A 25293-nucleotide genomic window follows, 5' to 3' on the forward strand; every position below is an offset into this window, starting at 1 on the left:
CACCAGCACCCCGCGCACCGCGCGCCAGGAAGGACCCCGACGGTGACCGAGACCAGCCCGGCCCAGCCCACCGAGGCCCTCGACGCGACGCAGCCCGTCCTCGAGGTCAGCGATCTGACGGTCTCCTTCCCGAGCGAAGCGGGCCGGGTCCAGGCCGTACGCGGCGTTTCCTATGCCGTGCGGCCCGGCGAGGTCCTCGGCATCGTCGGTGAATCCGGCTCGGGCAAGTCCGTCTCCTCCATGGCCGTTCTCGGGCTGCTCCCCGAGACCGCCGAGGTCACCGGGTCCGTCAAGCTCGCCGGGCGCGAACTGCTCGGTCTCGGCGACGCCGACCTGTCGAAGATCCGCGGTAAGGACATCGGCATGGTCTTCCAGGACCCGCTGTCCGCGCTGACCCCCGTCTACTCCGTCGGCGACCAGATCATCGAGGCCCTCCAGGTCCACCAGTCGCTGGACAAGGCCGCCGCCCGCAAACGGGCCGTCGAACTCCTCGATGTGGTCGGCATTCCCGACTCCAAGCGCCGGGTGGACGCCTTCCCGCACGAGTTCTCCGGCGGTATGCGCCAGCGCGCGATGATCGCCATGGCCATCGCCAACGACCCCAAGGTCATCATCGCCGACGAGCCCACCACGGCCCTCGACGTGACGATCCAGGCCCAGGTCCTGGAGGTGCTCAAGACCGCCCAGGAGGTCACCGGGGCAGCCATCGTCATGATCACCCACGACCTCGGTGTGATCGCCGGCTTCGCCGACCGGGTGCAGGTCATGTACGCGGGCAAGCCGGTCGAGGCGGGCCCGGTGGACGAGGTGTACTACCGGCCTCGGATGCCGTACACCATCGGTCTGCTCGGCTCCATCCCCCGGCTCGACGAAGCGCGGGCGGAGGGCACCGAGCGCCGCGCCCTCACCCCGATCGACGGCAACCCACCCGCCATGGTCGACCTGGCACCGGGCTGCCCCTTCGCCCCGCGCTGCCCCATCGCCGTCGACCAATGCCGCACGGTGGAACCGGAGTTGACGGTGGCCGAGGGCGCCGATCTTCCCCAAGCTCTCAACTCCGTTCGAGCAGGGGAGACCCCAATGGCCGCCTGCCACCGCGCGCACGAGATCGGCGCCGGGCTCGACCGGGACGCGGTCTATCCGCTGCCGGTCCTGCCGGAGGCCGGCGAGATCGAGCTGCTGCCGCGCGAGGAGCGCGCCACCGTCCTCGAACTCGACGGTCTGGTCAAGCACTTCCCGCTCACCAAGGGCGCGATCGTCAAGCGCACGGTCGGCACCGTACGGGCCGTCGACGGCATCAGCTTCGACATCCGCGAGGGCGAAACGCTCGGCCTGGTCGGCGAGTCCGGCTGCGGCAAGACCACCACCCTGCTGGAGATCCTCGATCTGCCCAGCGGCCAGGCCGGTACGGTCACCGTCTTCGGCAAGGACATCCGCGGTCTGAGCCGGGCGGACCGCAAGGGCCTGCGCCGCGACATGCAGATCGTCTTCCAGGATCCGATGGCGGCGCTCGACGCCCGGATGCCGATCGGCGACATCCTCGCCGAGCCGCTGAAGACCCACGGCTGGGACAAGGAGCGGATCGCCGCCCGCGTCCCCGAACTCCTGACGATGGTCGGCCTGGAGCCCGAGCACGCCGACCGCTATCCGCAGGAGTTCTCCGGCGGCCAGCGCCAGCGCATCTCCATCGCCCGCGCCCTCGCGCTGGAGCCCAAGCTGGTCATCCTCGACGAGCCGGTCTCCGCCCTCGACGTCTCCATCCAGGCGGGCGTCCTCAACCTCCTCGACGAGCTCAAGACCCGCCTCGGGCTCAGCTATCTCTTCGTCGCCCACGACCTGTCCGTCGTACGGCATATCGCCGACCGCATCGCGGTGATGTACCTCGGCCGGATCGTGGAGAGCGGCGCGGCCGACGACGTCTTCGCCGCGCCCTCCCATCCGTACACCCAGGCGCTGCTGTCCGCGGTCCCGCTGCCCGACCCGCGCAAGGAGCGGGAACGCAGCCGGATCCTGCTCAGCGGCGATCTGCCCAGTCCGGCGGATGTGCCGTCCGGCTGCCGGTTCGCCGGCCGCTGCCCGAAGTACGCCGGGCTCGGCGAGAGCGAGCAGGCGCGCTGCCGGGACGACGATCCGGCCACGGCCGTCCTCGGCCCGGACCACGGCGCGGCCTGCCACTACGCGGCGGCGGTCGACGTCGTTGCGTCCGCACCGCAGTAAGCCACAGTAATTCGGCCGCGCTCGCTCCTCCGCTCCATCCCCACACAGGAAGAGAAAACCGTGAAGGTCTCCCGATACCCACTCCCTCTGGTCGCGACACTCGCCGTGGCGTCGCTGGCCCTGACCGCCTGCGGCGGCTCGGACGACGACGCGGCGGAGAAGGCCCCGCAGAAGTCGACCTCCCTCAACATCAAGGCGACGGATCCCGCCAAGCTCAAGCAGGGCGGGACGATGAACTGGGCCATCCAGACGTTCGCCACGCAGTGGAACGTGGTGGAGATCGACGGCCTTCAGGCCGGTCCCACCGAGGTGATGAAGGCCCTCATGCCGAGCTTCTGGATCTCCGGCGCGAGCGGCGACCAGACCCCGAACAAGGCGTTCCTGCTGGACGCCTCGTCCAAGACCGTCAACGGCAAGCAGGTCGTCACCTGGCATCTGAACCCCAAGGCCAAGTGGTCCGACGGCACCCCGATCACCTGGAAGGACATCGCCGCCAACACCACCGCCCTCAGCGGTCATGACAAGGCGTACAAGGTGACCTCCACCGTCGGCTTCGACCAGGTGGCGGACGTCAAGAAGGGCAAGGACGACTACGAGGCCGTCATGACCTTCGCCAAGCCGTTCGCGGACTGGAAGGGCATGTTCAACTCGGCGGCCAACCAGCCGCTGTACCCGGCGAAGTACTTCTCGGATGCGAAGAGCTTCAACACCGCCTACGTCAACAAGATCCCGGTCACCGGTAACGCCTTCAAGCTGGGCAGCATGGACAAGTCCGCCAAGACCGTCACGGTGGTGGCGGATCCGAAGTGGTGGGGCGACAAGCCCAAGCTCGACAAGATCGTCTTCCACGCGATGGACAATGCCTCGATGCCCGGCGCCTTCGCCAACGGCGAGATCGACTACTTCGACATCGGCGGCGACGCCTCCGCCTACAAGCAGGCGTCCAAGGTGGCCTCCGGCGAGATCCGTGAGGCCGGCGGCCCCAACTTCCGCCAGATCACGTTCAACGGCCAGAGCGCCAAGCTGAAGGACGTGAGGGTGCGTCAGGCGCTGTTCATGGCCACCGACCGCGAGACGATCGCCAAGTCGGACCTCAAGGGCCTGGGCTGGAAGCCCTCCGTCATGAACAACAATCTCCTGATCCCCACCCAGAAGGGATACCAGGACAACTCCGGCAAGCTCGGCAAGTACGACCCCAAGGCAGCCGGGAAGCTGCTGGACGAGGCGGGCTGGAAGCTCAGCGGCAAGATCCGGAAGAAGGACGGCAAGGAGCTGTCGCTGCGGTTCGTCATCCCGTCCGGCACCCCCGCGGCCACCAACGAGGGGTCGATGCTGACGCAGATGTACCAGCAGGTCGGCGTCAAGCTCCAGGTCCAGTCGGTCCCGGCCAACGACTTCTTCGACAAGTACATCACCCCGGGCGACTTCGACGTCACGCCCTACACCCTGCTCGGCACGCCGTTCCCCGCGAGTGGGGCCACTAACGTCTACACCCTCAAGGGCGGCAACAACTACGCCAAGGTCGGCAGCAAGAAGCTGGACGACTTCCTCTACGCGGCCAGCTCCAACGCCACCGACCCGGCCGGTGCGCTGAAGCAGACCAACCAGGCCGACGCCGAGGCATGGCAGGTCGCCGGTGTCCTGCCCCTCTACCAGCGCCCCGACGTCGCGGCCATCAACAAGAAGCTCGCCAACATGGGCGCCCTCGGCCTCACCGAGCACCCGGTCTACGAGCACATCGGCTTCCTCAAGTAGCCACTCCCGCAGCTCCGTTGCTCCGAGGGCCGGATCCGTACCGCACGGGTCCGGCCCTCGGGCGTTGCGGATCTCCTTGACTTGACTTGACAGGGTTGCCCACCGCCCCAGGCCCTCCCACCAGCGCTGTCATCGGCATGTCAGCACGATGTCAACGGCCGTGGCTAGCGTCGGCGCCGTCCGATGCAGGCATGACCCAAACCAAGGGGGAGACCCAGGACATGTCGACAAAGAGCAGGCTGATGCGGGCCGTTGGGACCGCAGCGATGACGGCGGCGATGGTGGCCGGCACCGCCGTCGTCGCCCAGGCCGACGACGTCCACCACTACTACCTGGAGGTGGGCGGCACGGGCGCCGCGGCGGACGCCCCGGGGTGCACCACGTCCTACGGCTTCGCCAACCAGCACCTGGACGCGGGCGACAAGGTAGTTCCGGTCTGCTACCCGGCGAGCGCGGGACCGTGGGCGGGCAGCAAGCAGTTCAGCCCGGACCCGAACGCACCGAGCTATGACGCGAGTGTGGAGCTGGGGTACAAGAACCTGCTGGCGAAGGCCGAGGAGACGCACCGCAACGACCCCAGCGCACGCCTCACGATCGTCGGCTACTCCCAGGGCGCACAGGTCGCGGACGTAGTGCTCCAGAAGATCGCCAACAACGAGACCGAGGTACCGCGCGACCAGGTCAACGGCATGCTCTACGCCGACCCGATGCAGCCGGGCACCGGCGTCGCGGCCCGCGTGCCGAAGGGCCTGAGCGCCTTCGGGTTCACCTCCCCCGGAGCCGGGCCGGAGGAATTCCCGGGTGTTCCGGTGGAGCGGTTCTGCATCCGCGGCGACGGGGTGTGCGATGCGACCTCGCTCGCGTCCGTCCTCGGCTACTTCACCAAGCACGGGCAGTACCCCCAGGACGGCAACGTCATGACCCGGACCATCGCCCACGACGGCGGCAACGGGATCACCTGGATCGACGCCTGACCCGACGTCGCCCGGCACCGCAGCCCGCGGGGGAGGGGGCGGAACACCGGCCCGGTCGCCACTGCGCGGCCGGGCCGGTGGGCGTCGGCGGCCGATTGCGGAGCGGACCACGCCGGAGCGCGGCGCGCTCCATGCCATTCGGGAGCGGCCGGGGTCATGATCGGCCCGAGGGGCGGCCGCCGGGTCAGTCGGCGGCCGCTCTGCACCGATGCCGCTGGACGAAGGGATGAGTGCACGATGACCGACGAGCCGACACCCCGCGCGGAGCCGGGCGGGCCGGGCAGCGACCTGGGGCGGCGCGCCACGCTGCGCCGGGAGCAGCTGGGGCTGTCCCGGGAGGAGGTCGCCGCCCGTGCCGGTGCCTCGCCGGACTATGTCCGCTACGTCGAGGAGCAGGCGGCCGAGCCGGACATCGGTTTTCTGCTGCGGCTCGCCGGCGCGCTCGACACCACCGTCGACGAACTGGCGGGCAGCACGACCGAACTGCCGGCCGGCTTCGGCGCGGCGGGGCGCCATCCCGAGGTGCTGGTCCTGAGCCCCGAGGAGTGCCGGGAACGGCTCTCCACGCACGGCATCGGCAGGGTGGCGGTGACCCTTCGGGACACCCCGGCCGTCTTTCCCGTGAACTACACCGTCGCCGGTGAGCTGATCGCCTACCGCACCCATGCGGACTCGGGGCCGGCCGCGGCGGCCGGGCACCAGGTGGCCCTGGAAGTCGATCACATCGACGAGGCGATGAGTCAGGGCTGGAGCGTGCTGGTCGTGGGGCCCGCCCATGTGGTGACCGGTTTCTACGAGGCCCAGCGGCTGGACGAACACGCCCACACCGCGCCCTGGGTGGGCGAGGGCCGCTACCAGTGGATCGCCATCCGCCCCACGCGCATCACCGGCCGCCGGATTCGCGTGACGGGCACCGGTGGGTGATCTGACGCCCAGTCACCCCAGGGTTGGGGGAACTGATGCCGCGTCACCCCAGCGGCACCACCACGACCGGGCACGCGGCGTGCACCAGCGCGGCATGCGCCACCCGGCCGAGCCGCGGGCCCAGATGGCCGACGCGCCGGTGGGCGCCGAGGACGAGCAGGTCCGCGGCGGCGGACCGGTGTACGAGCACCTTGTGGGCCGCTCCTTCGACCGTGGCCCGCCGCACCCGGACCGTCGGATGCCCGGCGGCCTCGTCCGCCAGGGCCTCGTGCGGCAGGGCCTCGTGCGGCGGGGCCTCGTGCGGCGGGGCCTCGTGCCGCAGCGCCTCGTCCGGCCCGGCCGGGCCGCGGTGCTCGTGGTGGCGGACGTGTACGGCCTCCAGTGCGCAGCCGCGGGCCGCGGCCTCGTGGAAGGCCCAGTGGACCGCTTCCGTCCCCTGGGGCGTGGCGCCGACGCCGAGGAGGATCCGCTCGTGGGTCGCTGCCAGCGCGGCCCGGTCTCCCCGCACCACGATCACCGGGCATTCGGCCCGGGCGGCGACCGCCGGGCCGACCGACCCGGCCGGTCCCGGCAACAGGCCGGTGAGGGCGCCCCGGTCCCGCGCGGCGCCGAGGACGACGGCGGTGGCGTAGGCGCTCTCGCGCAGCAGCACGGTCGTCGGGTCGTCGCCCAGCACCTGCGTCGTGATGTCGAGGTCCGGATGCCGCAGCCCGGCGCGTTCGGCCGCGGCCGCGACGGCGTCGTCGGCGGGCAGCGGCTCGGCCGTGGGGTGTCCGAGGTGCAGCGCCGGGGTCGGCTCCTCGTGGCGCTCCTGCCGGGAGGCGTACACCAGGCGCAGCGGCAGGGCGTGGAGTGCGGCCTCGTCGGCGGCCCAGTCGACGGCCCGGAAGCCGCTCTCCGACCCGTCGACGCCGACGACCCCGAGGACGACGGGGCGCGCGGCCGTCGTCCCGTCCGTGCCCCCGGGCCGGCGGCTCATGGCCTGGCCGCCGTCGCGCCCGCGCCCGCGTCGCAGATGTCGAGCAGCCGCAGCCTGGTGGCCTGGAGGCGCCGTGCGACCACGTCGAGGACCCGGCGGGTCAGGGCCAGGCCGAGGGCCGGGTCCGCGGCGCACAGGGCGCGTACGGACGTCGCATCGAACTCATAGGCCCGTACGGGGGTGGCGGCCTCGGCCCCCAGGCGCCAGGTGTACGGCGACACCAGCCAGGACCAGCCCAGCAGATCGCCGTGGCCCAGCATCTCGACGACCAGTGGCCGCCGGTGCGCCACCCGCAGATCGAGATTGACCGAGCCGGTGTGGACGATCCAGAACCGGTCGGCGAGGCCGCCTTCCTCGAAGATCCGTGTCCCGGCCGGGAACGACACCTCGTGCGCGAAGGTCATCAGGCGCTCGCGGCCCTCCGGCGGGAGCAGGTGAAGCACGGGCCTCGCAGCCATGGCGGTCCTCCCAGGGGTCCGCCGACGACGCGCCGCCGCCGGCCGTACATCCCGTTCACCCCCAGCGTGCGCGCCCGGCCTGCGGCGGGGCAGGGGCTGTTCGGCCGGTGCGGTGGCCGAAGGGCCCAGGGGCGGGAGCCGGTGCCCGTGTGCCCCTCCCCCGTGGCCCGCTCGGCCCATGGCGGGGCTCCGGGACGCGGCGATGCTGGTAGCGAGGGAGGGGACGCATGGCCCGGCTCCGTGGAGGTACGTCATGGGCGGCTCTGTCGTCGTGGGACTGGATGGCAGCAGGCACAGCCTTCCGGCGGTGCGCTGGGGTGCCGAGGAGGCCGCGGCCCGCGGGCTGACGCTGCACCTTCTGCACGCATGGAACCCCCGGCCGTCCACCGTCCGCGTCGCCCATGACGCCGCGGCCAGGAAGCACCACGGGGCCGAGGTGCTCGCCTCGGCCGAAGCGGCGGCACATGGATGGCATCCGGGGATCATCGTGACCACCGAGCAGGTTCCCGAGGAGGCGGTGGAGGCACTGGTGGACCGCAGCGGGCAGGCCGCGATGGTGGTGCTCGGCTCGCGTGGGCACGAGGCCGTCGACGGCTTCCTGCTCGGCTCGGTCAGTCTGCACGTACTCGGGCGCGCGGAGTGCCCGGTGGTCACGGTCCGCGAGGGGCAGTCCGACCCGTGTCCCCGGCCGGTGGTCGTCGTCGGCGTGCAGGATGTGGGGCCGCCGGGCGAGGCGGTGCTGGACCTGGCGTTCACGGTCGCCGAGGCCCACCGTGGGAGCCTGCGCGCCGTACGGGCGTGGGAGCCGGGCGTGGCCGTGGGTGCCGTCCCGCCCCCTGAGCCTGCGCCGGACGCAGCGGAGCGTGAGGTCGGCGAGCAGAAGGCGCTGGCCGACGCCCTGGGCCCCTGGCGGGCCCGTTTTCCCGACGTCGAGGTGACCGAGGAGGTGGCCCGCGGCAAGGCCGTTCCCGCGCTGCTGGGCGCCTGCTCACGGGCCGGGCTGCTGGTCATCGGCCGCCGGGTCGGGCGCTCGCCGACGCGGCTGGGCCCGGTCGTGCTCGCCGTTCTGCACCATGGGCGCTGTCCGGTGGCGGTGGTTCCCCGGACGTGAGGCGCCACCCACCGGAGCACGGGGTCGCGACGCGTTCGGTCCTGGGGTCGCGACGCGTTCAGTCCTGGGGTTCAGTCGTGGGGCACGACCACGACGGGGCAGGTCACATGGTGGATGGCGGCGTGGGCGACGGGGCCTACGCGGGGCGCCAGGGCGTGGCGGTGCCGCCCGCGCCCGACCACCAGCAGCTCGGCTCCCGGCGCCGTGCGGACGACGGCTCGGGCCGGGCTCTCCGGCAGGACCGTCAGCTGCACCGTGACCTCGGGGAACCGCCCGCTCCACGGGTCGATGGCGGCCCGGAGGTCGTCCTGCGCCTCCTTGACGACCGTCGCCTCGGCATCGGGATCGACGCCCCAGGGCGCGTACGCATGCACGGGCAGCGGACGGCCGTGGACGGCTTGCAGGGGAAGCCCCCGGGTCGCGGCGGCGTCGAAGGCGAAGGCGAGGAGTCCGTCGCAGGGTGCGGTCAGGCCCATGCCGACAACGACCCGTGGATCGGGGACCGTTGGGGGCCGTTCGGCCGGTGCCGCTGCGGTGTGTCCGGGTGCCCGTACGAGCACGACGGGTCCCTCGGCGCGGCCCACCACGTCCAGACTGATATCGCCGAGGACATAGCTCTCCCAGGCGCCCAGTGCCCTCGATCCGAGGACGAGCATCTGCGATTCACCGGCCGCGCGCAGCAGCGCCGGCTCGGCCTCGGCGCCCACCAGGTCCTCGATGATCTGGAGGTGCGGATGGCGTTCGCGCACCGCGTCGAGGACCTGCCGTACGAGCTGCCGGGCCCCGGCGTTCTGGTCGCGGTCGGGGGGTGTGCCGGGGGCTTCGGCGGCGAGCAGGATCCACGCATGGAGCAGCCGCAGCACGGACTGGCGACGGTCCGCCTCATCGGCCGCCCATTGCGCGGCCGCCAGGCTCTCGGACGAGCCGTCGAGCCCTACGGTGATGATGTCCGGCTCCATGGCTGGCCTTCTTCCGGGCTTCGGGGAGCGGTGCGCCCCCGTGTTGTCGAGCCTGCGGGATGCGGGGCCGCCGGCCAAGGAGCCGATGGGCGCTGTGGGAGGGCCGGACGGCCCCTTGGCCGAGATGCTCGCCGACGGCGGGCGACTACCGTGGATTGTGCGTCCGTGCCTTCGGCGGCGGGCGCGGCGGACGTAGGGGCGATGTCGGCGTGGGGGATGTCGGCCCGGGTGGTGTCGGCGTGGGTGATGTCGTCGTGGGTGATGCCGTCGTGGGTGATGAGGAAGCCGGGCGGGCGAAGGAGCCGCGGCAGCACCTGGATGCGCTGCCCGACGATCTGCTGGAACGTCTCCGCACCCTGGCAGGGGGCACCGGCCCCTCCCCCCACCTGCTGCTCGAAGCGGTGTTGTCCGTGGGCCAGGGACTGGAGCTGCCGCAGGTGCTGCGGCGGATCGTCGAGGCCGCCACCGTCCTGGTCGATGCCGAGTACGGGGCGCTCGGCCTGATCCGTGAAGGCACCCGGATCGGCCAGTTCCTTCCGGTGGGGGTCACGCAGCGGCAAATGGACGCCATCGGCGGACTGCCGGAGGGCCACGGCATTCTCGGCGAGCTGATCCGTCATCCCACACCGCTGCGGCTCAACGAACTGGGCGAGCACCCCGCCTCGTACGGATTCCCGCCCCACCACCCCCCGATGCACTCCTTCCTCGGGGTGCCGATCAAGGTCCGGGGCGAGGTTTTCGGCAATCTGTATCTGACCGAGAAGCGCGGCGGGCACTTCGACGCCGATGACGAGACCGTGTTGGCGACGCTCGCGGTGGCGGCGGGCGCGGCCATCGAGCATGCCCGGCTGTACGAGGAGGCCCGCAACCGTCAGCGGTGGCTGGAGGCCAACGGCGAGATCGTGGCGGGCCTGCTGCCCGGGGCGGACGAGGCCGATGTGCTGCCGATGATCGTCGGCCATGCCGTACGGCTCCTCTCGGCCGACCTGGGCGTGCTGGCGCAGCCCGCCGAGGGCGAGCATCTGCGGGTGGAACTCGCCGTGGGAGAGGGCGCCGAGGCGCACCGGGGCCTCGACCTGCCCCGTCACGGGTCGTTCATGGGCGCCACGCTCACCGCCAAAACCCTGTTGATCAGCCACGATGTCGAGCACGACCCCAGGGTCACCGCCGGGCCGCCCCGGTGGACGGGTCTGGGGCCCGCCGTTGCGGTGCCGATGATCGCCGGGGAGCAGGTGCGCGGTGTGCTCCTGCTGGCCCGGCGCCGGGGCCGCGAGCCGTTCACCGCGTCGGAGACCGCACCGCTGCTGACCTTCGCCGGCCAGGCGGCCCTCGCCATGGAGCTGGCCGAGCGCCGGGCCGCCGCGGAGCGGCTCACGCTGCTCACCGAACGCGAACGGATCGCCCGTGACCTGCACGATCTCGCCATTCAACGGCTCTTCGCCACCGGTATGACGCTCCAGAGCGCGGTCCGCTTCGTGGACCATCCCGAGGCGACCGAGCGTCTCTGGCGCGCGGTGGACGATCTGGACGAGACCATCAAGATCATCAGGTCCACCATTTTCGGGCTGCGCGCCCACGACACCGCCCGCGGCAGGCACAGCCTGCGCGTCCGTACGGTCACGACCGTGGACCAGGCGTCCCATGCCCTGGGGTTCTCCCCCGCACTCCACATGGAGGGGCTGGTGGACACGGACGTACCGCCGGAGATCGCCGAGCATGCGCTGGCGGTGCTCGGCGAGGCGCTGAGCAATACCGCGCGGCATGCCCGCGCGAGTGCGGCGGAGGTCGCCATGGTCGTGGGTGACCGCAGACTGACGCTGACCGTCAGGGACAACGGGGTGGGCATCGCGCGGGGCGGCCGGCGCAGCGGGCTGAGCAATCTGGCGAAGCGGGCGGAGAGCGTGGGGGGTGAGCTGAGCGTCGAGCCGCTGCCGGAGGGCGGGACCCGCCTGGTGTGGTCCGTACCGCTGCCCGCATAGCCCCGAGGAGCGCGGCGGCCTCAGTTCCTGCCCCGGCCCGTCTCCGCCCCCGTGCCCGAGGACAGCTGTGTCGCCATGACGGCCGCCTGGATGCGGCGCTCGACGCCGAGTTTGGCCAGCAGGCGGGAGATGTGGTTCTTGACGGTCTTCTCCGACAGATAGAGCCGCTGGCCGATCTGACGGTTCGTCAGCCCTTCGCCGATCAGACCGAGGATCTCCCGTTCCCGCGGCGACAGTTCGGCCAGCGCATCGGCCTCGGGCTCCGCGTCATCGGCCTCCCCCCGCAGGCTGTTCATCAGCCGGGCCGTCGTCGCCGGGTCGAGCATCGAGCGGCCGGAGGCGATGGTGCGCACCGCGGTGACCAGATCGGCTCCCTTGATCTCCTTCAGCACATAACCGGCCGCACCGGCCATGATCGCGTCGAGCAGCGCGTCGTCGTCATCGAACGACGTGAGCATCAGACAGCCCAGCCCCGGCATCCGCGACCTCAGCTCCCGGCAGACGGAGATCCCGTCCCCGTCCGGCAGCCGCACGTCCAGAACGGCGACATCCGGCCGCAGCGCCGGGCCCCGGGCGAGCGCATGGTCGGCCGTACCGGCGTCGCCCACCACTTCGATGTCCGGTTCGGCATCGAGCAGGTCCTGCACCCCGCGCCGGACCACCTCATGATCGTCCAGCACAAAGACCCGGATCGGCCGCTGCGGTGAGAAGGTGCCCGTCTCGCTCATCGCTCCTCCGACTGCGTACGACGCCGCTGCGCTCTTCTCATGGTCACCCCGATTCCCCGGGGTCACCAGAGCCGAACGGTCCCGCCCCAGGGCGAAGCGGCCCGTACGGAGTCTCATGCCGGTACGGAGTCTCGTGCCGGTACGGAGTCTCGTGCCGGTACGGAGTCTCGTGCCGGCAGGTGAGGCGGCTGATGACCGCGATGACGCCGTCGACCTGGCCGGTCATCCGCACCGCGAGGGCCACCTGACCGCTGCTCTCCAGCGTGCCGTGCAGCGTCACCACGCCCTCGTGCACGGAGACCTGCACGCTCTGCGGACTCAGCCACAGCGCCCGCACCATGATCTCGTCCACCACCTCGTCGCGGATGTCCGCGTCGGAACGGACGAAGATCCGCAGCACATCACGCCGGGTGAGCATGCCGACGAGCCGTTGCTCCTCGTCCACCACGGGAAGCCGCTCGATACGGCTCTCGCTCATCAGCCGCGCCGCCCGCACCACCGAGTCGTCGGCGCGGACCGTACGGGCGGGGGCGGACATCACCACGGCCGCGGTGGGGCGCGGCTCGCCGTCCGCGTCGCGCCGGGCCCGCTCCAGGTCCGTCGCGGAGACGACCCCGAGCACCTTCTCGTCGGCGTCCACCACCGGCACGCCGCTGATGTCGAACTCCGTCAGCCACCGCGCCAGTTCATCGGCCGGTGTCCCGCGCTGCGCGCGGACGACATCGCTGCTCATGATGCTCCCGACCCGTCGGCGCTTCATCCCGGGGCCTCTTTCCGCCTGCCCTCTTGCCGCCTGCCCGCCGTCTGCCTGCTGCCTGCTGCCTGCCCGGCTCAGTGCTGCCGCTGTGCCGTCGCTCCCGTTGCGGCGGGCGTCGGCGTGGTGTCCTCGAAGGTCACGTCCACGACCCCCTCCACCGCCCGTACCAGGCGCGCCGCCACGGACAGGAGCGAGGTGCGGGGCATCGGGCCGCGGAGGGTGACCACACCGTCCTCGACACGCACCGTCACCTGCTGCGCGGATCCGGCGAACAGCCGGTCCACGATCTCCGTCCGGACCTCCGCCGCCAGGTCCTCGTCCGCGCGGAGAAAGACCTTCAGCAGGTCCGAGCGGCTGACGATGCCCCGCAACATCCCCTCGTCGTCAACCACCGGTAGCCGTTTCACGGACTTGTACGCCATCGTCCGCGCCGCCTGGGCGAGGGTGTCGCCGGCGTGCACCGTGAGGGCCGGTGCGCTCATCAGCTCCCCGGCCGTGACGGCTCCCGCCTTGCGTACGTCGTCCAGGCGCTCCCGCTGCTCCAGGCGGCTGGGGGCCGCCGTGCGGAACTCCTCCTTGGGCAGCAGATCGGCCTCCGAGACCACCCCGATCACCCGCCCCTCCCCCACCAGCACGGGCAGGGCGCCGACCTTCCACCGCTGCATGGTCTCGACGATCTCCTTGAAGCGTGCTTCCCGGCCGATCGCGACCACCGCCTGCGTCATCACCTCGCCGACGGTGTGCGGAGCGCGCGGCGTGTGCGGAGTGTTCGGAGTGTTCGGAGTGTTCGGAGTGTTCGGAGTGTGCTCCATGACGCCTCCTCGTGCCGCCTCGTCATGACTCCTCGCCGTGACTCCTCGTCGGTTCCAGCGTGCGGTTTTCCGGCCGCCCGGGGGCAGAGGCCGTCCGGCCCTTTGCGGGGCCCCTTCCGCCCCTCCTCCCGCCCCGTCGGGCGCACCCGGCGCGGAAGACGCGGACCGACCGCGACCGCTCACCCCAGGCCCGGGATCGTGGAGATCACCAGGTCGATCAGCTTGATGCCGATGAACGGCAGGACGAGGCCGCCCAGGCCGTAGCAGGCGAGGTTGCGGCGCAGGAGGTCATGGGCCGTGGTGGGGGTGTAGCGCACACCGCGCAGGGCCAGCGGGATCAGGCCGACGATGATCAGGGCGTTGAAGATGATCGCGGAGGTGATGGCCGAGGTCGGGCTGTGCAGGCCCATGATGTTCAGCGCCGCCAGGCCCGGATAGGCGCCGGTGAACATCGCCGGGATGATCGCGAAGTATTTGGCGACGTCGTTGGTGATGGAGAAGGTCGTCAACGCCCCTCGGGTGATGAGGAGTTGCTTGCCGATCTCGACGATGTCGATGAGTTTGGTCGGATTGGAGTCCAGGTCGACCATGTTCCCGGCCTCCTTGGCGGCCGAGGTGCCGGTGTTCATGGCCACGCCCACGTCCGCCTGGGCCAGCGCCGGGGCGTCGTTGGTGCCGTCGCCGGTCATCGCGACCAGCTTGCCGCCTTCCTGTTCGCGGGTGATGAGGGCGAGTTTGTCCTCGGGGGTGGCCTCGGCCAGGTAGTCGTCGACGCCCGCTTCCTCGGCGATGGCCTTGGCCGTCAGCGGATTGTCCCCCGTGATCATCACCGTACGGATGCCCATCCGGCGCAGCTCGTCGAACCGCTCGCGGATGCCTTCCTTGACCACGTCCTTCAGATGGATCACGCCCAGCACCCGGGGCCCGCCGCGATCGTGCATCGCCACCAGCAGCGGGGTGCCGCCCGAGGCCGCGATGGAGTCCGTGAACCGGCGTGCCTCGACCGGGACGTGGCCGCCGTAGCGCTGCACCCAGTCGATCACCTGGGCCGCCGCGCCCTTGCGGACATGACTCACCTCCCCGTTGTCCCAGCGCACGTCCACACCGCTCATCCGCGTCCGGGCGCTGAACTCCACCCACCGGACCTGGCTCAGCTCTCCCTCGGCGGGCTCGCGCAGTCCGTACGTCCGCCGGGCCAGGACGACGACGGAACGGCCCTCCGGGGTCTCGTCGGCCAGCGAGGCCAGCTGCGCGGCGTCCGCCAGCTGGAGTTCGTCGACGCCCGGCAGCGGAACGAAGGCGGCGGCCTCCCGGTTGCCGAGGGTGATGGTGCCGGTCTTGTCGAGCAGCAGGGTGTTGACGTCGCCCGCGGCCTCGACCGCGCGCCCCGACATGGCCACGACGTTGCGCTGGACGAGGCGGTCCATGCCGGCGATGCCGATGGCGGAGAGCAGGGCGCCGATGGTGGTCGGGATGAGGGTGACCAGGAGCGCGACGAGCACCGTCGTGGACTGGTCCGCACCGGCGTAGTCGCCCATCGGCTGCACGGTGACGACGACCAGGATGAAGACGATGGTGAGCGCGGCGAGCAGGATGTGCAGGGCGATCTCGTTCGGGGTCCGCTGCCGCGACGCCCCCTCGACCAGGGCGATCATCCGGTCCAGGAAGGAATGGCCGGAGCGCGAGGTGACCCGGACGACGATGCGGTCGGACAGCACGGTCGTACCGCCCGTGACACCGGAGCGGTCGCCGCCCGACTCGCGGATGACGGGCGCGGATTCGCCGGTCACCGCCGACTCGTCGACCGCCGCGACGCCGTCGACCACATCGCCGTCGGCCGGGATCGTCTCCCCCGCCTCGACCAGCACGAAGTCGAAGGGCTGGAGATCGGTGGCGGGGACGGCCTCGGTCTCGGCGCACCGGAGGTCGGTGCCGACCCGCCAGTTGTTGCGCAGCCGCCGGGCGACGGTGGCCGTACGCGCCTTGCGCAGGGACTCGGCCTGCGCCTTGCCGCGGCCCTCGGCGACCGCTTCGGCGAGGTTGGCGAAGATCACCGTCAGCCAGAGCCAGGCGCCGATGACCCAGGTGAACACGGCCGGGTGGAGCACCGCGGACACGGTGGTGAGGACGGCGCCGACGGCGACGACGAACAGCACCGGATTCCTGACCAGCGCCCGCGGATGCAGTTTGTGCAGGGCGTCCGGGAAGGACTGCACCAGCTGCTTGGGGTCGAAGAGGCCCGCCCGCGCCGCGCGCCGCCGGTTCCCGGTCCCCGGCCGCAGCCGGGCGAACGGGCCCCGCGGAGTTCTCGGCGCGGCGGGTGGCACGGCCTCGGGCGTCGGATCGTACGGTGCCTGGCGAGGGGCGGCGGGGAGCATGGGGGGTGATGACCTTCTCAGGGGAGCGGCAGCCTTGCACGCGGCCGGTCGAGCCGGCCGGGACAGGAATGTAAACCGCGGCCGGTCGATGAATGCCCAGTACAGCCCGGGTATTTGCGGCCCTCTTACGGACCTCGCGACCCCGCATCAAACCTGCGTCAAACCTGCGTCAAGAGAAGGCGGGAGAGCATCAGAGCGGCGTCAACGGGGGCGGCCCCTCACCTCCGCCCCCCTTTCTCCGTCACCGGCTGGTCCTCACCGAGCTCGTAGAACAGCCGGCGGGCCCGCGCGGTGTCCCAGAGGATGGCGCTGCCCTTGGGGGTGTGGATGCCCACCGCGGACACCGGGACGTTGAGCCGGGTGCCGCGGCCGCCCGCGACGCCGTGCACCGCCTTGAACAGCGAGGCCAGGTCCAGCAGGCCGGTGTCCCGGTCGACGACGACGGTGCCCAGTCCGGCGTCCAGGACGGAGTAGAGCGCGTACGGGTTGAGGACGGTGTCCGCCTCGCCGGCCCGGTGGGCGAGGGCGGACAGGAACTTCTGCTGGTTCTGTGTGCGGCCCAGGTCGCCCTGGGCCTCCTGGTGGCGCTGGCGGACGAAGGCGAGCGCCGCGGTGCCGTTGAGGGTGTGACAGCCCTTCTTCAGGTCGGCGCCCGACTTCTTGTCCTTGAGGTCCCGGGGAAGGCAGAGCGGGACCCCGCCGACCGCGTCGACCACGTTCACGAAGCCCGCGAAGCCCACCTCCACATAGTGGTCGATCTTCAGTCCGGTGTTGTGCTCGATGGTGCGCACGAGCATCTGCGGGCCGCCGATCGAGAACGCCGCATTGAGCTTGTTCTTCGCCGGGGCGTGCCGCTTTCCGGTCATGGGGCTGGTGTACGCCGGAATGGTCAGCCAGGAGTCGCGCGGCAGGCTCACCATCGTGGTGCCGGCCGCGCCGGTGTGCAGCAGGATCATCGAGTCGGTGCGTCCGCCGCCGGCCGAACCGGTGTGCAGGTTGTGCTTCTCGCTGTCGGTGAGCCCCTCGCGGCTGTCGGACCCGACGAGGAGATAGGTGGTGCCCTTGCCCTCCGGGGGCCGCTCCGGCAGGGTGCCGAGGTCGACGGTGCTGTTGAGTTCGCCCTCGGCCCAGGCCAGGGCACCGGCGGGCACGGCCAGGAGGACGACGAGCACGGCCAGCGCGAGGCGGCGCAGCGGCCGCCTCCTGCGGGAGCGGTGGGCACGGCGCCGCCCCGGGGCCGTGGTGTCGCCGCGGGCGCCGGGGCCCGGCGAGTCGCTCATGCCGAGACCTCGCTTCGCTCGGCATCGCATTCGCGAGGCGCGCACCTCCTGATTGTTCGCTCGCTTCGCTCGCTCATGCCGAGACCTCGCTTCGCTCGGCATCGCATTCGCGAAGCGCGCACCTCCTGATTGTTCTCCCCCAGCCTCCGGCCGGGGGGACCCCCACGCTTCGCTCGCTCATGTCCATACCTCCTTGGTCGCTGCGGTGGGTGGCTCCGGGGCCGGCTCCTGGCGCAGATGCTGGTTGGCGGTGCCCGCGCGCTGCATGCGGTGCCATTTGAGCCGGGTGCCGAGCAGGGCGGTGACCACGGACTGGATGACGACGAGGTAGAGCAGCTGCCGGTAGACGAAGAGCTGGAGCGGCAGTGCCCACAGCGCCCGCAGGGGTTCGCGGTCCAGCCGTAGCGCATAGGCCGCCGTGACCAGTTGGACGGCGAGGAAGCCCAGCCAGACCCCGAGGGCCTCTCCGGTGTCGCCGAAGCACACCCCGTACAGGGCCGAGATGTCGACGACCGGCGCGCACAGCGGCAGAACGACCTGGAACAGCGTGAGGTAGGTCAGTCCGCGGCGCCCGAACCGTCCGGCCGGGCCGAGCTCCAGCACGGCGTGGCGGTGCTTCCACATCGACTGGAGGGTCCCGTAGCACCAGCGGTAGCGCTGCCGCCACAACTGGCGCAGGCTGCTGGGGACTTCGGTCCAGGCGATGGCCGTCTCCTCGTAGACCACGCGCCGCCCGACCCGCCACAGCGCCATGGTCAGATCGGTGTCCTCGGCGAGGGTGTCGTCGCTGATACCGCCGATGGCGGTCAGCGCGTCCCGCCGGAAGGCGCCGATGGCGCCGGGGACCGTCGGCATGCATTCGAGGACCTCGTACATCCGCCGGTCCAGATTGAAGCCGAGGACGTATTCGAGGTGCTGCCATCTGCCCAGCAGCCCCTGGCGGTTGCCCACCTTGGTGTTCCCGCTGACCGCGCCGATCGTGGGGTCGGCCAGCGGCTGGATGAGCCGGTGGAGCGCGTCGGGCTCGAAGACCGTATCCGCGTCGATCATGACGATGATGTCGCAACGCGCGTAGCTCAAGCCCATGCCGAGGGCGTTGGGCTTACCGGAGTTGGGCTGGTGCAGCACGGTCACCCGGGGGTCGCGGATATCGCGGGCGATCTGGGCGGTCCGGTCCGTGGATCCGTCGTCGATGACGAGGATCTGGAGGTCCTGGTGGGTGGAGGCCAGGAGCGAGCGCACCGTGGCCTCGATGCCCGCCTCTTCGTTGTACGCGGGAACCAGGACCGTCACCGGTTCGTTCACCTCGTGCAGCCAGGGCGCGCCGGACCGGTGGCGGCGTCTGCGCCGTACCTGGACGCGGGCGAGCAGGGCCAGCAGCACCAGCCGCACGACACCCAGCGCGCCGGCAACGCCCAGCGCCCAGGTCATCGCGTGGGCGAAGGCGTGTCCCGCGGCCTGCATCCAGATCAGCGCCCGGCCCTGGACCCGCTCGATCGGCGAGGCACGGGTGGTGAGCGAGGGCCGTCCCAGCCCGTCGGAGATGGTGGCGAACCGCCCCACCTCCGGGTCGGCCAGGAGTTTCGCCGCCTCCTGGTAGCCCAGGGCGGTGTGGCTGTACTGCCGGATGACGCCCTGCGGGGGCTTGCGGGAGTGCGGGGTGGCGGCGACGACGAGATACCCCTCGTCGGAGGCGCGCCGGGCGGCCGACCATTCGGCGCCGCAGAGGGTCTCGGCGGTGGTGGTGTGCGGCAGGCGCAGCAGCCGGGTGTGGATGCCCGCGGAACCGGCCAACGCGGTCTGCGCGAGGGAGAGTTCCAGGGGGTAGCGGACGGACGAGGCGCTGCCCAGGTCTCCGCCGGTGTAGCCGTACGAGCCGATCTCATGGCCTTCGTCGCGGATGCGCCGTACGAGGTCCGGATGCCGGGCGGCCTGGGTTCCGTAGAGGAAGAAGGTCGCCCGGGCGTGGTTTCTCCGCAGCAGATCGAGCAGCCGCGGTGTCCACACCGGGTCGGGTCCGCCGTCGAAGGTGAGCGCGGCGGTGCGCTGCGGCATCTGCGCGGTCTCCGCCCCGGTGGCGGTGAGGTGCAGCACCGGGTCTCCGTTGTCCGCGGACTTCGGTATGGGGTGCGTACACGCCAGCCGCGTCCGGGCGCCGTCGACCTCGTGGGTGGTCCAGCCTTCGAAAAGCAGGGAGGTGGCGACGATGGGGAGAATGAGCAGCAGCAGTAACCAGTGCCAGCGTGGGGGATGGCGTAGCGCGTGACGCCCCTGGCCTGACAACGCCACAGTGGGGCCCTTTCTGTCGAGGTGTCATACCGCGTGAGGGGGTGCGTCACGCCCGGCGGGGTAACGCACCTGACCGGTGGGTCTCACGGGGTGGGAGCGGTGTCGACAGGGGCCCCGGGTCGATGGTGGGCGGTGTGCTGCGGAAGCGGATCGGCCTGCCCCTGTGCCGGCTTTCCGGCCGGCTGGAGGAGGCCGCCGAACACGACGGCGAGAAGCACGAGATATCCGGTGCATATGCACACGAGGGTCAACGCTGCGTGCGCCAGGAAGCGTCGACGCCGGCCTGAGGCATCGACAAATACGGGAAGATTCCGTTGCTTACCTGCGCGACTGCTGTGGGGGGTAGCGGTTCGCATGGAGCGTGAGTGTAACCAGTTACCTGTGCAGAAGAAGAGGAAAGATTGGCCGACGTCGTCGCCTTACGGTGGCACGGTCAAAGGCATGCAGAAGCCCACCGGCTGCGGCGAGGCCGCGCGGCGGACTACAAGGCCGGGCTCCTACCCAGAAATTCGGCTCCTATTCACCATGGCCCCTCACCTGCGCCGCAGCACGGCACATCGTCCGCATTCGCCCCTCTCTCGCAGGTGGCGCAGCAATGGGGGGTCGCGCCGACCCATTTCCGCCGCCGTCTTCGCACTGTGAAAGACCTCACGTCGACCGGACGGGCCCGTCGGCCGCCGCAAACGTGCCGCCGGCGCTACGGCCGTAATGCCCCCAACGCGTATTTGCCGACGAGAACTAAGGAAAATCCCCCCAATTCTCCATTCCGTCAGCCAATCCCGTCACCCGTCCCGTCACCCGCCCCGTCATTCTGCATATTCGCCGAGGGACGGCCGTTTCCACCGCCGCAGGCACAGGAAGACGGCCGCGGTGACGGCGAGATAGCCCAGGCAGAGGAGCGCCGCGTGCTCCGGGGCGATGCGGGCCGACCAGCCCGTATGACGGCGAACGCCCTCGAAGGCCACGCGGTTGACGCTCAGAAAGGTCAGATGCGTACCGATCGAGGCCCACAGCGGCCCGGGGCCCGGTGAGGTCCGCGCGGCCACCAGGGTGAGGCCGAAGACGATGAGCAACACCGGGTAGAAGAACGGGTCCTGGCCGTGCGGGACGAGGCCCATCGGCGGGGTCTGCACACCCAGGATCCGGCCCACCCCCGCTTCCACCACGGTCGAGGCGCCCGGTGTGACGAGGAAGACCGCCGTCGTGCCCAGGGCCGCGCCCACACCCCCCAGCCGCTCGCGCAGCGCTGCCCAGGTGTACCCCCGCAGGGTCAGCTCTTCCGGCACCGCCTCCAGCAGCATCGCGACCAGGGCGTTGGTCAGCAGGAACCAGCCGAACGACGCGAGGTGGAGCGACGTCCAGCGGACCCAGCCGGCCGCCGTACCGGCCCCGAAGACCAGTGCGGCGGACGAGCCCGTGACGGCCACGCCGCGGCAGAATCCGTACAACGCCGGGGCCGGCGGGCCGAGTTGAGGAGCGCGGCGCGGCGTCGGGCGGCGTGCGCTGCGTAACCACAGCACGGTGGGCACGGCGAGCAGGCTGACGAGGACGGCGGACAGCAGATGCCCGCCGTAGCCGCCGACGCCGAACGCCCGGGAAAGCGCCGCCCCGCCCGCATTACCGGCCCCGAGCGCGCAGGCCATCACCGCGCCGCCGAGCAGGGCACGCGCCCAGGCCCGGTGGAGGCGGGGCCGACCCGGGGCCGGGGCCGGGGCCGGTTTTGTTCTCCGTGCGTCGTCGGCAGGGGATATCGGGGTCATCAGGTGTCCCATCCGTAGTCGGTGAAGAGAAGTGGCCGATGATCGCCACTCGTCGCAGCAATCATCGGCGATCATGCCCCGGCGTCGTGCGATGCTGGGGACGGCCGGCCGACGGCGCGCATGACCTCGGCCGATGTCTGGAACGGGGAGCGTACGGCAGCGTGATGGCAGCGATACGACGGACGGCGACCGGCATCTGGGACCGCTTCCTGGCATCGGACCCCGGACTGCTACGGCTGATGGCGGGGCTGCGCACGGTGGGGGCGATCGTGCTCACCCTGCTCGTCCTCGCACTGCTCCGGACCGGCGTGACCCTCATGGTCGCGGGAGCGATGGCGGCCATGGTCGCCACGTTCGCGATCAGGGAGAAGGAGGTGCGCGGCCAGGCGGTCACCCTCGCCCTGGGGCTGCCCGTCGCGCTCGCCGCCGTCACTCTGGGGGCCCTGCTCCACAGCCGGATCATCGCCGGCGACCTGTTTTTCATCGCCCTGATCTTCGGCGCCGTCTACGCCCGCCGCTTCGGTGACCGCGGGATGGCGCTGGGGCTGATCGGCTTCCAGATCTACTTCGTCTCGCTGTTCGTCCACGCGACCCTGCCGACGCTGCCGCCCCTGTTCCTGACCCTGGCCATCGCGTTCGCGTGCAGCGCGACCGTACGGTTCGCCGTCGTCCCCGACACTCCGGAACGCACCCTGCGCCGCCTGCGGGAGGCGTTCCGGGCCCGTCTCGCGCAGCTGGTGGCCACCCACCGCGAGCTGGTGGACGCCGAGCCCAAGGAGCTGGACGACGTTCTGGACGATCTGCGGCGGCACACCTCCCGGCTCCACGAGGCGGCGCTGATGATCCAGGACCGCCTGGAGGAAGGCACCCGTGACGCGGCCACCGCGCGGCTGCTGCAACGCCGGGTCGCGGACGCCGAGATCGCCGCCGAGCGGCTGGGGATGATGCTGCTCAACGCCCGTAGCGCCGAGCGCACGGAGACCCTCACCCTGCATCTGCCACACGCCCCGCTGCCGAGCACGGCGAACCGCATGCAGGGCGAGGGCGATGCCGTGACCAGGCTGCGCCGGGATCTGGACGCGCTGTTGCTGCTGGTCACCCGGGCCCCCGACGACCGCGGTACCGCGGTGGCCCACGTACGCAACCGGCTGCTCGCCTACCGCGACGAGGACCGGCTGCCGCCCGCACCACCGGCCGTCCAGGACGCGTTCCGCGGTCTCGGCGAGGCGGCCCGCGCCGTCCTGGGCCTGCGGCTGGCGCTGGACGGGCCACAGGACGAGTCCGACGACAGCTCCGCCACCACGCGTTCGCGTGAGGAGTTCGACGCCGAGGACCTGGCGATCGTCGGGTCGGAGGGCGACGAGGAGGAGAGCGAGGACGCGGACACCGGGCTCCAGCGGCCCACCACCCGGGCCGCGTTCCAGGTCTCGGTGGGTTCCGCGCTGGCCATCGTCGGTGGCGAGTTCCTCTCCACCCAGCGGTGGTACTGGGCGGTGCTGACGTGCTGGGTGGTGTTCCTCAACACCGCGTCCACGGGCGAGGTGCTGGTCAAGGGCTATCGCCGGCTGGTGGGCACGGTGCTCGGCGTGGTCGCCGGTGTCGCGCTCGCGGGGCTGGTGGGCAATCACACCTGGACGGCGTTCGCGCTGGTGCTGCTCTGCGTCTTCGGGATGTTCTTCACCGCGCCGCTGTCGTACGCGCTGATGTCCTTCTTCGTCACCGCGATGCTCGGCCTGCTCTACACGCTCCTGAACACCTACAGTCTCGCCACGCTGGTGCTGCGCATCGAGGAGACGGCGCTGGGCGCCGCCTGCGGGATCATCGCCGCCGTGCTGGTGCTGCCGGTGCATACGGACCGCCGTACGGACGAGCACCTGGGCACCGTCCTGGTCCGGTTGCGCGAGGCCGTCTCCGCGGCGGTGCACCAGCTCAGCGGCGGGCCGGCCGTCGAACTGCTCACCAGGGCGCGCGATCTGGACACCGCCCTGAACGATCTGCGCGGCTCCACGCAGCCGCTGGTGCATCCCATCACGCCGCTGCGCGGGCGCCGGCAGACCGCCCGCTATCTGGTGGCGCTGCTGGAGACCTGTGCCTATCACGCCCGGTCCCTGGCGGCGACGGCGGAACTGCTGCCGTACAGCAGGACCGTGGCGGCCGACCCCCGGCTCGAAGGCGTCGGCCTGCGCATCGCGCGCAATATCGATCTCATCGTCGCCCGCGTAGCGGACGAGGACGGAGACGGGGACGGAACCGGGGACGGGGCCGGGGACGGCGAGGTCATCTCCGGCCCGAGCATCGCCTCACTGCTGGAGGCGGACGGCGCCCCGGCGCTGCGGCCGGACACCGTCACCCTCCGCGTGCTGCGGCATCTCCAGCGCCTTGACGAGGGCGTGGTCGGCATCGCCCGCGCCCTCGACGTACCGGTGGCGGGGCGCGGCGGGACGCGGCGGGTGCAGGAAGGCCGGCTGACGGGGGCGGGCGGCGGATCGTGAGGTCCGGTCCGCCCTGGTCCAGTCCAAAGTATTGACGCCCTCGTGATCGGGGCTCACTCTGTGGGGCAATTGGTCTGGACCAGCTCGGTTCAGGGTTCACGGGAGGGCATATGGCACCTCGTCACCTCAGAACGCTCGCCGCCGGCGTCGCGACGGCCGGACTCGCGCTTGCGGCGGCGGCCGGTACGGCACTCGCCGTCGGCCACCACACCGCCACTCCGACCCCGAAAGCCGCGGGCGCGGCACTGGGGAGCAATTGGTACGCGGCGGCGCCCTATCTCATGCCGCTCGACAACGACCCGCCGGACGCCGGGGCGGTGATGGACGCCACCGGCCTCAAGGCATTCCAGCTCGCCTTCATCCTGGCGCCCAACGGCGGTGGCTGCTCGCCGACCTGGGGCGGGACCAGTCCGGTGGGCACGGATACCGCGGTCGGCGGCGTGATATCCGCGATCCGCGCCAAGGGCGGCGACGTTTCCGCCTCCGTCGGCGGATACGGCGGCACCAAGCTCGGCCAGAACTGCGGCACCCCGGAGGCAACGGCCGCCGCCTACCAGCAGGTCGTCGACAAATACGGCCTCAAGGCACTCGATTTCGATCTGGAGGAGCCGGAGTACGAGAACTCCGCCGCCATCCACAACGAAATCGGGGCCGCCAGAATTCTTCAGCAGAAGAACCCCGGAATCTATCTTTCGGTGACCACCGCCGGGACCGCCGACGGCACCGGCTGGTTCGGCAAGCAGATGCTCAACGAGGCCAAGGCGCAGTCCTTCACCCCGGACAACTTCTCCATCATGCCGTTCGACGGCGGTTTCCAGGGCGCCGCCGCACAGACCGCGGCCCTGACGCACTTCAACTCCCTTCTGCAATCCACCTTCGGCTGGGACGAGGCCACCGCGTACGCCCATGAGGGCATTTCGCAGATGAACGGCCGCAGCGACACCGGCGAATTCTTCACTCAGGCCGACTTCCAGACGGTGCTGGATTTCGCGACGTCCCATCACATGGCGCGCTTCACCAACTGGTCCGTCAACCGGGACCGGCAGTGCTCCCCGCCGGACAACAACGGTAAAACGTCCGGCACCTGTAGCAGCGTTCCGCAGCGCGCCTACGAATTCACCACCTACTCGGTGAAGTTCGCCGGAGCCACTCCCCCCACCACCACGCCACCCACCACCCCACCACCGGACCACAGCTGCACCGCCGCCGCCTACCGCGCCGACACGGTCTACCTGGGCGGCGACACGGCCTCATACGGCGGCCACACCTGGAAGGCCAAGTGGTGGACCCAGGGCGAGACGCCGTCCACCGGAGGCTCGGGAGTCTGGCAGGACCTGGGCGCCTGCTGACCGACGGGTGGGGAGGAGCAGGCGGCCCTTCTCCCCACCCTCTCAGCTGCCTCGTCACGCCGCCTGGCGCGACGGGAGCCGGTGACGACCCT

At 71.3% G+C, this 25293-nt stretch carries 19 protein-coding genes; 9 read left to right on the forward strand and 10 right to left on the reverse strand.

Features of this window, described 5'->3' with window-relative positions:
* The first annotated feature begins 42 nt into the window (after window positions 1-42).
* The 4 genes from SNA_RS22300 to SNA_RS22315 all read left to right on the forward strand — a co-directional run bounded on the left by SNA_RS22300 (window position 43) and on the right by SNA_RS22315 (window position 5870).
* Window positions 43-2217: a dipeptide ABC transporter ATP-binding protein gene (locus tag SNA_RS22300; protein WP_037789126.1), complete on the forward strand. Its 2175-nt coding sequence runs from the start codon at window positions 43-45 to the stop codon at window positions 2215-2217.
* Window positions 2218-2277: 60 nt separating this feature from the next.
* Complete coding sequence (locus SNA_RS22305; protein WP_030065049.1) at window positions 2278-3972, forward strand: ABC transporter family substrate-binding protein; 1695 nt, start codon at window positions 2278-2280, stop codon at window positions 3970-3972.
* Window positions 3973-4163: 191 nt separating this feature from the next.
* Window positions 4164-4946, forward strand: a complete 783-nt coding sequence (locus SNA_RS22310) for a PE-PPE domain-containing protein (RefSeq protein ID WP_241779781.1) — start codon at window positions 4164-4166, stop codon at window positions 4944-4946.
* A gap of 237 nt (window positions 4947-5183) precedes the next feature.
* Window positions 5184-5870 carry a helix-turn-helix domain-containing protein gene (locus SNA_RS22315; RefSeq protein WP_044366347.1) on the forward strand — a complete coding sequence of 229 codons (687 nt, stop codon included), beginning with the start codon at window positions 5184-5186 and terminating at the stop codon, window positions 5868-5870.
* Between the two features lie 43 nt (window positions 5871-5913).
* Here SNA_RS22315 and SNA_RS22320 read toward each other — a convergent pair whose 3' ends face one another.
* The gene (locus SNA_RS22320; protein WP_044366349.1) at window positions 5914-6849 is read right to left on the reverse strand and encodes a universal stress protein; all 936 of its coding nucleotides are present in this window, start codon (window positions 6847-6849) and stop codon (window positions 5914-5916) included.
* The gene (locus SNA_RS22325; protein ID WP_030065039.1) at window positions 6846-7307 is read right to left on the reverse strand and encodes a Crp/Fnr family transcriptional regulator; all 462 of its coding nucleotides are present in this window, start codon (window positions 7305-7307) and stop codon (window positions 6846-6848) included. Before SNA_RS22325 ends, SNA_RS22320 begins: the two co-directional genes overlap by 4 nt.
* Window positions 7308-7560: 253 nt before the next feature.
* Here SNA_RS22325 and SNA_RS22330 point away from each other — a divergent pair, with 253 nt between their 5' ends.
* A complete protein-coding gene (locus SNA_RS22330; protein WP_030065038.1) occupies window positions 7561-8418 on the forward strand; it encodes a universal stress protein in 858 nt (285 codons plus the stop codon).
* A gap of 71 nt (window positions 8419-8489) precedes the next feature.
* Here SNA_RS22330 and SNA_RS22335 read toward each other — a convergent pair whose 3' ends face one another.
* Window positions 8490-9377, reverse strand: a complete 888-nt coding sequence (locus tag SNA_RS22335) for a universal stress protein (protein WP_030065037.1) — start codon at window positions 9375-9377, stop codon at window positions 8490-8492.
* A gap of 269 nt (window positions 9378-9646) precedes the next feature.
* Here SNA_RS22335 and SNA_RS22340 point away from each other — a divergent pair, with 269 nt between their 5' ends.
* Window positions 9647-11356 (forward strand): GAF domain-containing sensor histidine kinase, encoded by a 1710-nt coding sequence (locus SNA_RS22340; protein WP_030065036.1) that lies wholly within the window; start codon window positions 9647-9649, stop codon window positions 11354-11356.
* A 20-nt stretch (window positions 11357-11376) separates the two neighbouring features.
* Here the strand turns inward: SNA_RS22340 and SNA_RS22345 are convergent, their stop codons facing one another.
* The 6 genes from SNA_RS22345 to SNA_RS22370 all read right to left on the reverse strand — a co-directional run bounded on the left by SNA_RS22345 (window position 11377) and on the right by SNA_RS22370 (window position 19600).
* Window positions 11377-12084, reverse strand: coding sequence for a response regulator (locus tag SNA_RS22345; RefSeq protein ID WP_030065034.1), 708 nt, complete (start codon window positions 12082-12084; stop codon window positions 11377-11379).
* A gap of 43 nt (window positions 12085-12127) precedes the next feature.
* Entirely contained in the window at window positions 12128-12817 is a 690-nt protein-coding gene (locus SNA_RS22350; RefSeq protein WP_241779782.1) for a CBS domain-containing protein, read from the reverse strand.
* A gap of 98 nt (window positions 12818-12915) precedes the next feature.
* Window positions 12916-13566, reverse strand: a complete 651-nt coding sequence (locus SNA_RS22355; protein ID WP_037789179.1) for a CBS domain-containing protein — start codon at window positions 13564-13566, stop codon at window positions 12916-12918.
* 266 nt (window positions 13567-13832) lie between these two features.
* Complete coding sequence (kdpB, locus tag SNA_RS22360) at window positions 13833-16031, reverse strand: potassium-transporting ATPase subunit KdpB (RefSeq protein WP_030065029.1); 2199 nt, start codon at window positions 16029-16031, stop codon at window positions 13833-13835.
* 218 nt (window positions 16032-16249) lie between these two features.
* Window positions 16250-17311 (reverse strand): LCP family protein, encoded by a 1062-nt coding sequence (locus SNA_RS22365; protein ID WP_037789122.1) that lies wholly within the window; start codon window positions 17309-17311, stop codon window positions 16250-16252.
* A gap of 177 nt (window positions 17312-17488) precedes the next feature.
* Entirely contained in the window at window positions 17489-19600 is a 2112-nt protein-coding gene (locus SNA_RS22370) for a bifunctional polysaccharide deacetylase/glycosyltransferase family 2 protein (RefSeq protein ID WP_030065025.1), read from the reverse strand.
* A 134-nt stretch (window positions 19601-19734) separates the two neighbouring features.
* Between SNA_RS22370 and SNA_RS42645 the strand changes: the two genes are divergently transcribed.
* Window positions 19735-19887 (forward strand): hypothetical protein, encoded by a 153-nt coding sequence (locus SNA_RS42645; protein ID WP_157880042.1) that lies wholly within the window; start codon window positions 19735-19737, stop codon window positions 19885-19887.
* A gap of 519 nt (window positions 19888-20406) precedes the next feature.
* Here SNA_RS42645 and SNA_RS22375 read toward each other — a convergent pair.
* Window positions 20407-21360, reverse strand: a complete 954-nt coding sequence (locus SNA_RS22375; RefSeq protein WP_157880043.1) for a CPBP family glutamic-type intramembrane protease — start codon at window positions 21358-21360, stop codon at window positions 20407-20409.
* Between the two features lie 164 nt (window positions 21361-21524).
* Here SNA_RS22375 and SNA_RS22380 point away from each other — a divergent pair, with 164 nt between their 5' ends.
* Together SNA_RS22380 and SNA_RS22385 are read left to right on the forward strand one after the other, a co-directional pair.
* Entirely contained in the window at window positions 21525-23852 is a 2328-nt protein-coding gene (locus SNA_RS22380; protein ID WP_030065023.1) for an FUSC family protein, read from the forward strand.
* Between the two features lie 110 nt (window positions 23853-23962).
* Window positions 23963-25201 (forward strand): carbohydrate-binding protein, encoded by a 1239-nt coding sequence (locus SNA_RS22385; RefSeq protein WP_044366351.1) that lies wholly within the window; start codon window positions 23963-23965, stop codon window positions 25199-25201.
* Window positions 25202-25293: the final 92 nt, after the last annotated feature.

This window comes from Streptomyces natalensis ATCC 27448, from assembly GCF_000935125.1.
Classification (GTDB): domain Bacteria; phylum Actinomycetota; class Actinomycetes; order Streptomycetales; family Streptomycetaceae; genus Streptomyces; species Streptomyces natalensis.

What these genes read in the sequence shown, in the direction of transcription:
- SNA_RS22310 (WP_241779781.1), top strand. Translation starts at nt 4,164, where the DNA reads ATGACCCAAACCAAGGGGGAGACCCAGGACATGTCGACAAAGAGCAGG.
- SNA_RS22315 (WP_044366347.1), top strand. Translation starts at nt 5,184, where the DNA reads ATGACCGACGAGCCGACACCCCGCGCGGAGCCGGGCGGGCCGGGCAGC.
- SNA_RS22320 (WP_044366349.1), bottom strand. Translation starts at nt 6,849, where the DNA reads ATGAGCCGCCGGCCCGGGGGCACGGACGGGACGACGGCCGCGCGCCCC.
- SNA_RS22325 (WP_030065039.1), bottom strand. Translation starts at nt 7,307, where the DNA reads ATGGCTGCGAGGCCCGTGCTTCACCTGCTCCCGCCGGAGGGCCGCGAG.
- SNA_RS22330 (WP_030065038.1), top strand. Translation starts at nt 7,561, where the DNA reads ATGGGCGGCTCTGTCGTCGTGGGACTGGATGGCAGCAGGCACAGCCTT.
- SNA_RS22335 (WP_030065037.1), bottom strand. Translation starts at nt 9,377, where the DNA reads ATGGAGCCGGACATCATCACCGTAGGGCTCGACGGCTCGTCCGAGAGC.
- SNA_RS22345 (WP_030065034.1), bottom strand. Translation starts at nt 12,084, where the DNA reads ATGAGCGAGACGGGCACCTTCTCACCGCAGCGGCCGATCCGGGTCTTT.
- SNA_RS22350 (WP_241779782.1), bottom strand. Translation starts at nt 12,817, where the DNA reads ATGAGCAGCGATGTCGTCCGCGCGCAGCGCGGGACACCGGCCGATGAA.
- SNA_RS22355 (WP_037789179.1), bottom strand. Translation starts at nt 13,566, where the DNA reads ATGACGCAGGCGGTGGTCGCGATCGGCCGGGAAGCACGCTTCAAGGAG.
- kdpB (WP_030065029.1), bottom strand. Translation starts at nt 16,031, where the DNA reads ATGCTCCCCGCCGCCCCTCGCCAGGCACCGTACGATCCGACGCCCGAG.
- SNA_RS22365 (WP_037789122.1), bottom strand. Translation starts at nt 17,311, where the DNA reads ATGAGCGACTCGCCGGGCCCCGGCGCCCGCGGCGACACCACGGCCCCG.
- SNA_RS22375 (WP_157880043.1), bottom strand. Translation starts at nt 21,360, where the DNA reads ATGACCCCGATATCCCCTGCCGACGACGCACGGAGAACAAAACCGGCC.
- SNA_RS22380 (WP_030065023.1), top strand. Translation starts at nt 21,525, where the DNA reads ATGGCAGCGATACGACGGACGGCGACCGGCATCTGGGACCGCTTCCTG.
- SNA_RS22385 (WP_044366351.1), top strand. Translation starts at nt 23,963, where the DNA reads ATGGCACCTCGTCACCTCAGAACGCTCGCCGCCGGCGTCGCGACGGCC.